Genomic DNA, 12,060 nt, shown 5'->3' on the forward strand with positions numbered 1-12,060 from the left:
TTGCGATATTGAACTATGTCTTAAGTCTAAGGATTTGTTGTATGGGAAAAGTTTTAGAGGCGCAAATTGCCGGTTCATTATTAGCGTCATTTGATGCTTTTTATAGCCGTTTTTTAGAAGTCACCCGAGGTGCAAAATTACGTTTTGAAAACGCCGATTGGCATGGTGTACAAATCGCCGCGAAACAACGTATCAGCCTCTATGATGACCACGTTGGTAAAACCGCCCAGAAAATGCAAGATCTTGCCGCTGAAGCTGAAGCCGACCAGGTATTTCTGCAAGCAATTAAGCGTGAGTACGAGGCTCTATTACAACATTACCCGAATTTTGAAATAGCCGAGAGTTTCTTTAATTCTGTTTATCGCCGTGTCTTTAAACACACCAATATATACAAAGACCAACTCTTCATCACCAATGCCAATCGCGTGCGAGATCCCGCCTACCCGAATAATTTTTATCGCAGTTATAGCCGCGGTGGACATTTCTCGGAGATCTTACGCAAGATCATCACAGGTTATACCTTTACCGCCCGCTGGGAAGATTTAGACCGCGACTTGGAAAATGTAGTGGATTACCTGAACCAACATGCGCCTAAGCAACTTACCGAGGCCAAACATATCGAAGTGCACATGCTCAACGAAGTATTCTATCGTAACAAGGGCGCATACCTGATGGGTAAGATCTTTGCGGATGGGCACATGTACCCACTGGTATTCCCGATTTTAAATAACGAAGAAAACGAGATCTATCTGGATACGGTTATTTTTGAAAAAGAGGAAACCAGTATTCTGTTTGGTTTTGCCCGTGCTTATTTCTTTGTTTATACCCCTGAGCCTGGTGCTATCGTGCAGTTTCTAAAACCGATGATCCCGCATAAAACCAACTTTGAGATCTACTCGGCTATTGGTTGTCAAAAACACGCAAAAACCGAACTGTTTCGCCACTATATAGAACACCTAGATAACTCTGACGATAAGTTCATTATTGCCCCGGGTATCAAAGGCATGGTAATGAGCGTATTTACCCTGCCTTCTTATGATGTGGTATTTAAGATCATTAAAGATGAGTTTGCACCGCCGAAACAAATCGATCATGCCACAGTAAAAGCCAAGTATCAGATCGTGAAATCCCATGATCGTGTCGGTCGTATGGCAGATACCCAGCAATTTAAGAACTTTGCCTTTCCCAAAGATCGTTTCAGTCAAGAACTGCTGGATGAGTTATTGACCGTTGCGCCGTCAATTATAAAACTGACTAACAGTAAAGTGGTGATCCAGCATCTGTACATTGAACGTAAAATGATCCCGTTAAACATCTATCTCGAACAAGCAAATGAAGAAGAACTGGATAACGCCATTGATGAATATGGCAATGCGATCAAGCAACTTGCTGCCGCAGACATTTTCCCTGGCGATATGTTATTTAAAAACTTTGGCGTGACCCGTCATCATCGAGTAATATTTTACGATTATGATGAGATCTCATATATGCATGAAGTTAACTTCCGCTACATTCCGCCTCCACGCTACCCTGAAGACATCATGCTCGCTGAACCTTGGTTTGCAGTCGCACCCAACGATGTTTTTCCGGAGGAGTTTGAGACCTTCTTATTATCTCGACCTGAAATTAACAAGTTGTTTAAAAAATACCATTCGGATCTGCTTGATGCTGATTACTGGAAGGGACTGCAAGACAATATTAATCGCGGTAACTACAATGATGTATTTCCTTATCGCCGGGCTCGACGTTTTAACCGAGACACATAGTTTTTGACCGAAAATAGTTAAAGCAACAACAGATTGCAGATGATCACTGAATAAAAACATGATGAGGTTAATTATCCATTAACCTCATCACTGCTAACGCTAATAATGCGCTGTTACAGCAAGGGTTCTTTCGCTACGACAACCCCATTTAGGTCGGCATAGATATAATCACCTTCAGCAATACTCACACCAGCAAAATGCAACTCGATACCTGCGTCACCTAAACCACGTTTTTCAGTTTTGACTGGACAGGCCGTTATCGCTTTAACACCCAGGTTCAGAGTATTAATGGTTGCAACATCTCGAATTGCGCCATAAATAACAAAACCAGCCCAGCCATTGTTAACTGCATTTTCAGCAATCATATCGCCAAGCAGTGCGCGTCGTGTCGAGCCGCCGCCATCAATAACCAAAATACGCCCTTTACCTGGCGTGCCGGCAAGTTCTTTCACCAGCGAGTTATCTTCAAAACATTTAACCGTGACCGCTTGGCCACTAAAAATAGTCGCGTTACCATAACTTTGAAAAATAGGCTCCATCACGGATAATTGATCGAAATGGTGATCACACAGATCGGGTAATAGGTCTAACATAGTCCATCCTTAGCATCGTTATTCTTTATTGCTGACAATCCCATAGCAATTCGTTAATAAAACTACCCACATATTAGCGCAGATAAATTATTCCAATCTATAATTAATTAACAAAGTCTATACATAGACAAGAATTAATCAATAAAACTTACCAAATTGTAATTTGATTACATTTTAAGGAATAAAACCATTATTTAGTCATCAACATCATGATTCATCAAAATAAGTCACTATAAATAAATAATATCACACCATATCCAGATAAATAAACGTGAATAGTAAGTACTATAAACCAACGAACACAGCTAAATGCGTGCTGAAGTAGCAAATAAATACTATTGGTGAAAATATTTTTAGTATATATCAGCAGGGTTTACGGCGTAATTTACACGCCATAGAGCCCAACGAATGTACGTTTAAAACCATGTGTGAATTTATAAAAAAATTTGTAACAATTTGATTTTTATATTTTAAATACAATAAAACAACAAAAAAAACCACTATTTCAATTAACGTTAGTCTAGTAATCATGCTTAAATATAAAATATAACTAATTAGAGTTATTTGATAAATATCAAATCACGTTGAGTTATTACGTAACATAATTACATTAGGTTGTTATACTGCTGTTAATAACATATAATCCTACAGTTAAGGAAGCCGTAATACTAAATACCCTACTGCAGCCAGCTGTTTTAGGTAAATAGTCTTATATTTCATGGATGTATTACTCTTACTCCTGAATTAGTTGATATGCGAATTAATCGTCAATATCAATAATCTGGGCTCTATTTGATCCAACGCGAAACTAGGTACGTTTATGCAAACCCCAAACATTCTTATCGTAGAAGATGAACTCGTTACACGTAACACCCTTAAAAGCATCTTCGAAGCTGAAGGTTATTCAGTACATGAAGCAAGTAACGGCGATGAAATGTATGAGATCATTACCAATAACCCTATCAGCCTGGTAATCATGGATATTAATCTTCCAGGTAAAAACGGCTTACTGTTAGCGCGTGAACTACGTGACAAACATAATCTAGCCTTGATGTTTTTAACTGGTCGCGACAATGAAGTTGACAAGATTTTAGGTCTAGAAATTGGTGCTGACGATTACATTACCAAACCATTTAACCCACGTGAATTAACGATTCGTGCGCGTAACCTACTAGGCCGTACTTTTACGAAAATCCCAGTAGCAGACGAAGAAAAAGCAATCATTGAAGAATATCAATTCAATGGCTGGCGTCTGAATATCAACAGTCGCTCTTTAATTAGTCCACTGGATGATTCATTCAAACTACCACGTAGTGAATTCCGTGCAATGCTACACTTTGTAGAGAACCCTGGTAAAATTCAAACACGTGCAATGTTATTGAAAAAAATGACAGGCCGTGAACTGAAACCACACGATCGTACTGTCGATGTAACAATTCGTCGTATCCGTAAGCATTTTGAAAGCATTGCTGATACGCCAGAGATCATCGCGACAATCCACGGTGAAGGTTACCGTTTTTGTGGTGAATTAAGCTAAGTTAGCTTAATTCACATATAATTCGCTGCGCTTTACTGTGTAGCGAATAATAAAAAAGCGCTAATAATTAGCGCTTTTTTTGTGCCTAGCATTCTTGCGTCTTAAATCTGACTAAGCTTATCTCGCCCTTTTACGCCACGTAGAATGGCTTGCAATAACTCACTGGCATCAAATTTAGTTAACGCTTCATCGGCACCAATTTGCTGCGCGCGTTCAGTGCTAATAGCACTCGATAATGAAGTATGCAAAATGATGTAAGTCGCAGATACATTCGGTGTACTACGCACTTCAAATGCAACTTCATAGCCGTCTAAGCCTGGCATTTCGATATCACTGACCAACACATCGATTGGCTTACCAGATTCGACTGCCGACTGCATTATGGCTAATGCATCTTGGCCATTATTTGACACTTGATAATGAATACCAGCTGCATCGAGTGCACCACCAAGTTGATTACGTGCGACCATTGAATCATCCACCACCAAAATTTCTTTAGTGCGAAGTTGTTCAAGTTCAAGCTCACTAAACTGGGGTAATTCCACATCATCATTTGGATAAATGTCCGCTAACAAGCGTTCAACATCCATCAATTGCACTAATTGATCATCAAGCTTCATCACCCCTATGGTATATATATTACAACCGAGTGATGGATCTGGCGCCGAGATGTCTTTCCAACTGCAATGCATGATCTTATCAATATGGCGTACCAAAAAACCGACGACCTGGCGGCTACAATCGGTAATAATAATATTACACGAGTCATATTCCTCTTTACTGACAGGGCGATAACCAACAGCATTAGCCATATCAATAATAGGAATAGTCCTACCTCGCAGTGTCGCTGCACCCATCACCATAGGGTGAGAACCCGGTAAAGAATAAAGGCGGGGGGAGGGTACAATCTCCTGTACTTTCAACGTACCTATGGCAAATTTTTGCTGGAGATTCAACTTAAATAATAATAAACCTTGTGACTGACTCATTACCCTTCCTACTTATTAATTAATACATTTACCTTTGACCTCCGACTATAGCATAATTAATTATTTATACTATTTTATGTAATAAAAATAGTGACTAGGACATGATGGTTATACTTATTTAGTAGAAAGTAGTGATTTACAAACAAAAAAAGACCGCAATAAATGCGGCCTTAATTATTGACGGTATAACTTAGATAAGATTAACCTAAATTCACACGCGCATTGCGGAACATACGCATCCAAGGGCTATCTTCGCCCCACTCTTCTGGATGCCATGAGTTGCTCACACTGCGGAATACACGTTCCGGATGTGGCATCATGATAGTTACGCGGCCATCAGTGGTTGTTAGACCCGTAATACCTAATGGTGAACCATTTGGATTTGATGGGTATTGCGTCGTAGGTTGACCATAGTTATCAACGAAGTTAAGTGTCACTGTACCACTGTTTTGTAATGCTTGCAGATGCGCATCATCACGTAATTCAATACGACCTTCACCGTGAGATACCGCGATAGGCATTCTTGAACCAGCCATGTTACCTAAGAATAATGACGGATTCTTCGGCACTTCCACCAAGCTGAAACGTGCTTCAAAACGTTCCGATTGGTTAGTCACGAAACGTGGCCATAATTCTGAACCCGGGATAAGTTCACCCAAGTTAGATAACATCTGACAACCATTACATACACCCAGTGAGAAACTGTCTTCACGTTCGAAGAAAGCCGCAAACTGATCGCGTGCTTGTGGGTTAAATAAGATTGATTTTGCCCAACCTTCACCCGCACCCAGTACGTCACCGTAAGAGAAGCCACCACAAGCCGCAAGGCCTGCGAAGTCAGCTAGATTAACGCGACCGCTAAGAATATCACTCATGTGAATATCTTGAGCAGCAAAACCGGCACGATCAAATGCCGCAGCCATTTCCGTTTGCGAGTTTACACCCTGCTCACGTAAGATCGCTATTTTAGGCTGTACGCCAGTGGCAATGTAAGGTGCCGCAATATCGTGGTTCACATCGAAGCTTAAGTTAACGTTTAGACCAGGGTCTTTCACATCAAGTTTAAGATCAAATTCTTCTTGAGCACAACTTGGATTGTCACGCAGCGCTTGCATTTTCAGCGTTGTTTCAGCCCACATAGCACGGTAATAAGTACGCGATTCCGCTAATACGATGTCACCGTTACGGGTGAAGCGAACCATATCATCTTCATTGGTTGAACCAATCACATGACAACATGCAGCTAGCCCGTGGCCTGCTAGTGTTGTGAGTACTTGTTCCTTCATTGCTGAAGTAACTTGGATCACAGCACCTAACTCTTCTGAGTACAGAGCCGCAAGATCATCAGTACCTAGCATATCAAGTTCAACATCAACACCACAGTGACCAGCAAATGCCATCTCTGTTACTGTCGAGAATAAGCCACCGTCACTACGGTCATGGTAAGCCAGTAATGATTGCTCTTTCACTAATACTTGCATCGCATCGAAGAAGCCTTTCAGCTGCTCAGCGCGATCCACATCGGGTGTATGTTGACCCAGCTGCTTGTATACTTGTGCTAATGATGAAGCGCCTAGACGATTCTGGCCATTACCTAAATCGATAAGGATAAGGTCAGTAGCACCTTTGTCAGTGCGTAGCTGCGGAGTTACTGTTTTACGTACATCAGTCACACGACCGAATGCAGTAATAATCAGCGATAATGGTGACGTAACTTCTTTGTTTTCACCGTTATCTTCCCAGCGCGTCTTCATTGACATTGAATCTTTACCCACTGGAATAGTCAGGTTCAATTCAGGGCAAAGTTCTTCACCTACCGCTTTAACCGCCGCATATAAACCCGCATCTTCACCAGGGTGACCCGCTGCAGACATCCAGTTAGCAGACAAGTTAATACGGGTTAAATCACCAATTTCAGTCGCCGCAATATTGGTTAATGCTTCAGCAACCGCCATACGGCTTGATGCAGGGAAGTTTAACAATGCTAATGGCGTACGTTCACCAATGGCCATTGCTTCACCAGCGTAAGTATCAAAACTTGCTGCGGTTACTGCGCAATCGGCTACTGGCACCTGCCAAGGACCAACCATTTGGTCTCGTGCAACTAAACCCGTTACCGAGCGGTCACCAATGGTGATCAAGAACGTCTTTTCAGCAATCGCAGGTAAACGTAATAGACGCTCTGCAGCATCTTTAACCGTAACACCAGTAAAATCTAATGGTTCACCTTCGGTGACCAACGTTGTTGCTTCTCGGTGCATCTTAGGGGCTTTACCTAATAATACTTCCATTGGCATATCAATCGGGGTTTCGTCTAATAACGAATCAGTTACCGTCAAATGCAACTCTTCAGTCGCCACGCCAACCACAGAGAATGGGGTGCGTTCACGCTTACAAATCGCTTCGAATGTGGCTAAGTTTTCAGGTGCCACAGCCATGACGTAACGTTCTTGTGATTCATTACACCAGATTTCAAGCGGTGACATGCCTGGTTCATCGTTGTTGATATCACGTAATTCGAATTTAGCGCCACGACCACCGTCATGCACAAGTTCAGGGAATGCGTTTGATAAACCGCCCGCGCCCACATCGTGAATGAAAGCAATGGGATTATCGTCACCAAGCTGCCAGCAACGGTCGATAACTTCCTGACAACGACGTTCCATTTCTGGATTTTCACGTTGTACCGAAGCAAAATCTAAATCTTCGTGTGATTGACCTGAATCCATTGATGAAGCAGCACTGCCACCTAAACCAATGTTCATTGCAGGACCACCCAGAGCGATAAGTTTCGCGCCTACTGGGATATCCCCTTTTTTAACGTGTTGGTCACGGATATTACCCAGACCACCAGCCAGCATAATTGGCTTATGGTAACCACGTACTTCCACACCGTTATGGCTGTTAACTTCAGCTTCATAAGTACGGAAATAACCTAATATGTTAGGACGACCAAATTCGTTATTAAATGCAGCGCCACCAAGTGGGCCTTCTAGCATAATGTCTAATGCACTAACGATACGACCAGGTTTACCAAAGTCGGTTTCCCACGGCTGTTCAAATCCTGGAATGCGTAAGTTAGATACGCTAAAACCAACTAAACCAGCTTTTGGTTTCGAGCCACGACCCGTGGCGCCTTCATCACGGATTTCACCACCAGAACCTGTCGCGGCACCAGGCCAAGGAGAGATTGCTGTTGGGTGATTGTGCGTCTCAACTTTCATCAGAATTTGAATATCTTCTTGGTGATATTCATACTGCAAAGTGTGTGGATCAGGGAAGAAACGGCCGGCTTTTGAACCTTCCATCACCGAAGCATTGTCTTTATATGCAGATAAAACATGATCACCGGTTTGTGCGAAGGTGTTCTTGATCATCTGGAATAATGATTTTTCTTGCTCTTGGCCATCAATGGTCCAGTCAGCATTAAAAATCTTGTGACGACAATGCTCTGAGTTTGCTTGAGCAAACATCATTAATTCGATGTCATTTGGATTACGCTTTAATTGCGTAAAGCTGGCAATCAAATAATCGATTTCATCTTCAGCCAGTGCTAAACCTAATTTAACATTCGCGTCAACAAGTGCCTCACGGCCACCCGCTAAGATATCAACAGACTTTAATGGGCGCGCTTGTGCTTGCACAAATAATTGTTCCGCAGCATCTAAGTGATCAAATACAACTTCCATCATACGGTCGTGCATAAGGCTTGCAGCAATTTGTAATTGGGTTGGTGTAAGTGGTGTAGATGAAGAGAGGTAGTAAGCGATGCCACGTTCAAGACGTTTTATTTTAGAAAGGCCGCAGTTGATTGCGATGTCGGTAGATTTAGAAGACCAAGGAGAGATAGTGCCGGGACGAGGAGTGACCAGAAGGAGAGTTCCTTCGGGTTCGTGTTCTGCAATTATTGGCCCGTAGGTCAACAATTTTTCCAGGACGCTCCGTTCATTGTCACTGAGCGGAGTTGTTACATCGGCAAAATGGATGTACTCCGCGTAAATTGTTATATCCGATAATCCTACATCATTACAACGTTCGACTAATTTATTAGTACGAAACTCAGAAAGCGCTGGCGCCCCTCGCATTATATGCATTAACTTTTTCTCACTAAAAGGGTTACTGGGGAAAAATCCCGGCCATTATATGCAAATTATTACAATAACGATAGCGCTACATGCGCAACAAGTTAATTTACTAATAATTTTTTTGTTCCTTAGCCGATAACATCATTAACAGTATTGATCACATTATTATTCCATATACTGTTTTTTTATACAGTTAATGGTAATTGACTATTGTGTAATGGTAACGAAAACGCTATAAAGATAGATAATTTCATATTCAAGGCTATGACTTGCAAATTTTTTTAGCACGCTTACAACATTTTTTTAAACTCGGCTTGATCATTATTTTAAGCCTGGTTGTTTCCGGCTGTATGCAAGAACAAGAGACCAGAACCCAATTAGAAAAGATCCAAGCAGCGGGAAAACTGCATGTTAAAACCATTTATGGTCCTGCTAACTACTATATTGAAGGCAATAAACCTGCCGGGCTTGAATACGAATTGTTAAAACAATTCAGCGATTATCTGGGCGTCGAGTTAATCATCCACCCCTACCATTCACTAAAAAGTATGTTAGAAGCAAAATCGACCAAGAATAAACCTTTTGCGTTATCCGCAGCAGGGCTAACACGCACCAAAAAACGCTTAACTGAATATCGTATGGGACCGAGTTATTATGAGGTGAAACAATTACTCATTTATCGTAAAGGCAGCTTAAGACCGCGTAATCTGCAGCAGATTGTCGATCCTATCTATGTAGTAAAAAGTTCCAGTCATGAAGAGTACGTGCAAAAACTGCAGCGTGAGAACCCCGAACTCAACATTACTTATAAAACGTTTCCTGATGAAGAGATCTTATTCAGTAATTTAGAAGAAGGTAACATCAAACTCGCGATCGCCGATGATACCTCATTATCTCAGCATCAATATTATTACCCACACTTAAATAAAGCCTTTGTACTTGAGAATGAACTTGATGTCGTTTGGCTCATGAATAAAAACGATGACGATTCATTAGCGAGTGCAGTATTAGCCTTTTTCACCTTGCAGCAAATATCAGGTCAGATGGAGCAGCTACAAGAAAAGTATTTTGGTCACATTGATACCTTCGACTTTGTCGATACCCGTACTTTCTTACGCCGTGTTGATTCACAACTGCCTAAATACGAACCTTTATTTCGTCAATATGCCGGGCAATTAGATTGGCGCTTGCTGGCGGCGGTGAGTTACCAAGAATCGCATTGGAATCCTAATGCAAAGTCACCGACCGGAGTCCGTGGCATGATGATGCTAACTTGGCCCACCGCCAGAGAATTTGGCGTTACCTCACGCATTGATGCCGAGCAAAGTGTGCGGGCCGGTTCTGCCTATTTAGCCAAGTTGATTAATCGCCTGCCAGATACTATTTCTGAACATGAAAAACCTTGGTTTGCATTAGCCGCCTATAATATAGGTTATAGTCATTTAATTGATGCACGAAAAATCACCAAAAAACTCGGTGGCAATGACAATAGCTGGACGGAAGTCAAAAATATCATTCCGTTATTGCAACAACGTAAATGGTATAAATATACCCGTTTTGGTTACGCTAGGGGCAATGAGGCGGTCAAGTATGTCAGTAATATTCGTAAATATTACGATAGCTTGCGTTGGTTTGACGAACAGATAAACCTGACCGAAAAAGTTGCCCGGGATGTGGGTTTTAAGTTATCGACAAGAACAGAACAACGACTGGTTACAGCTGAATAAAAATAACATCCACTGTCACAATATACACATAAAACTGACATAAAAGTTTCATGTGCATCTTATTTATATTACTGTATGTTAATAAGCATAAAGATAAAAAACGCCTAGGACTAGGCAGAGAATATTAAGGATAACAAGATGCTAAAGAAAAGATCAAAATTAAAACTTAAAACCCCAAGACGCCTAATAGCGCGTTCAAGAATAAACCGTTCACTGCTTAATCGCCAGCGCTCATTCTTTTTACAAAATGAATTTTCCGACTTACCTGATTTATTAGATTAACCTTTCAGTAACAACTTCAGGGCTTTTTTCTCTTTACGGCGTCTTTTAAAAAACTGACTCAATAATGCGCCAGTCTCACTAGCAAAAACCCCTGGACGTACTTCTATTTGATGATTCAATTGCGCATGCTCAACCAGATTGAATACCGACCCCGCCGCACCAGTTTTTAAATCTGCCGCCCCATACACTAAGCGCTTCACACGACTATGCACCATTGCCCCTGCACACATAGAACAAGGTTCCAAGGTTACATAGAGAGTGGCATCAATAAGTCGATAATTCTCAACAGTTTTACCCGCTTCACGTAATGCCATAATTTCAGCATGCGCGGTAGCATCGTGCAAATGAATCGACTGATTCCAGCCTTCACCAATGATTTTCTCATCCAGCACAATCACAGCACCAACAGGAACTTCATCAATCGCTTCGGCCTTGCCAGCTAATATGATCGCATGTTGCATCCAGCGTTCGTCAGCTTGTAATTGTTCAGGAGTAAGGGCTAAATTAGGGGCTAGTTCAGATAAAGGGCTTCTATCTTCACCAACGCTTTCGGTAATGTCTTCGGTCATGACTATCTACAATGCAGTGTAATTTATGACGATAATAACATAAATTAAACAGCAACAAAAAAGGGTAAGCCCGATTATCTCCGGCTTACCCTCTATGTCATTTCGACATCAGGTTACTCCCAGTCGAGGATAACTTTACCTGACATGCCTGAACGCATAATATCAAAACCTTCTTGGAATTGATCAATTGGGAAGTGGTGCGTAATGATTGGTGTTAGATCTAAACCTGACTGAATTAATGCAGCCATTTTGTACCACGTTTCAAACATTTCACGACCATAGATACCTTTAATGACTAAGCCTTTAAAGATAACATTGCCCCATTCGATGCTCATGTCATTTGGAGGTATACCCAACATGGCAATTTTACCACCATGGTTCATCTTGTCTAGCATATCGCGAAATGCAGATGGCACGCCTGACATTTCAAGGCCGACATCGAAGCCTTCTGTCATTTTAAGCTCGTCCATCACATCTGTAAGTGACTCTGTTGTTACGTTCACTGCACGTGT

At 41.6% G+C, this 12,060-nt stretch carries 9 protein-coding genes; 4 read left to right on the forward strand and 5 right to left on the reverse strand.

Translation table 11 applies throughout. The features are described 5' to 3' along the window. Positions 1-41 precede the first annotated feature (41 nt). The gene (gene aceK, locus HRT96_RS16110; protein ID WP_293158785.1) at positions 42-1,766 is read left to right on the forward strand and encodes a bifunctional isocitrate dehydrogenase kinase/phosphatase; all 1,725 of its coding nucleotides are present in this window, start codon (positions 42-44) and stop codon (positions 1,764-1,766) included. Positions 1,767-1,879: 113 nt separating this feature from the next. Here the strand turns inward: aceK and HRT96_RS16115 are convergent, their stop codons facing one another. Then, positions 1,880-2,359, reverse strand: coding sequence for a putative 4-hydroxy-4-methyl-2-oxoglutarate aldolase (locus tag HRT96_RS16115; RefSeq protein WP_293158787.1), 480 nt, complete (start codon positions 2,357-2,359; stop codon positions 1,880-1,882). An 820-nt stretch (positions 2,360-3,179) separates the two neighbouring features. Between HRT96_RS16115 and arcA the strand changes: the two genes are divergently transcribed. Next, the gene (gene arcA / locus HRT96_RS16120) at positions 3,180-3,896 is read left to right on the forward strand and encodes a two-component system response regulator ArcA (protein WP_006031048.1); all 717 of its coding nucleotides are present in this window, start codon (positions 3,180-3,182) and stop codon (positions 3,894-3,896) included. Between the two features lie 101 nt (positions 3,897-3,997). Here the strand turns inward: arcA and HRT96_RS16125 are convergent, their stop codons facing one another. Together HRT96_RS16125 and purL are read right to left on the reverse strand one after the other, a co-directional pair. Next, entirely contained in the window at positions 3,998-4,885 is an 888-nt protein-coding gene (locus tag HRT96_RS16125) for a chemotaxis protein (RefSeq protein ID WP_293158789.1), read from the reverse strand. 200 nt (positions 4,886-5,085) lie between these two features. Further along, the gene (purL, locus tag HRT96_RS16130; protein ID WP_293158791.1) at positions 5,086-8,979 is read right to left on the reverse strand and encodes a phosphoribosylformylglycinamidine synthase; all 3,894 of its coding nucleotides are present in this window, start codon (positions 8,977-8,979) and stop codon (positions 5,086-5,088) included. 260 nt (positions 8,980-9,239) lie between these two features. Between purL and mltF the strand changes: the two genes are divergently transcribed. Next, a complete protein-coding gene (gene mltF, locus HRT96_RS16135; RefSeq protein ID WP_293158793.1) occupies positions 9,240-10,697 on the forward strand; it encodes a membrane-bound lytic murein transglycosylase MltF in 1,458 nt (485 codons plus the stop codon). A gap of 138 nt (positions 10,698-10,835) precedes the next feature. Further along, the gene (locus HRT96_RS16140; RefSeq protein WP_293158795.1) at positions 10,836-10,979 is read left to right on the forward strand and encodes a hypothetical protein; all 144 of its coding nucleotides are present in this window, start codon (positions 10,836-10,838) and stop codon (positions 10,977-10,979) included. Here HRT96_RS16140 and tadA read toward each other — a convergent pair. Together tadA and HRT96_RS16150 are read right to left on the reverse strand one after the other, a co-directional pair. Beyond that, on the reverse strand, positions 10,976-11,548 hold the full coding sequence (tadA, locus tag HRT96_RS16145; RefSeq protein ID WP_293158797.1) for a tRNA adenosine(34) deaminase TadA: 573 nt from the start codon (positions 11,546-11,548) through the stop codon (positions 10,976-10,978). The genes HRT96_RS16140 and tadA overlap by 4 nt on opposite strands. 113 nt (positions 11,549-11,661) lie before the next feature. Then, positions 11,662-12,060, reverse strand: a 399-nt coding sequence (locus tag HRT96_RS16150; RefSeq protein WP_293158799.1) for a zinc-binding dehydrogenase, incomplete at its 5' end; no start/stop codon positions are given.

The organism is Moritella sp., from assembly GCF_013215705.1.
Taxonomy (GTDB): domain Bacteria; phylum Pseudomonadota; class Gammaproteobacteria; order Enterobacterales; family Moritellaceae; genus Moritella.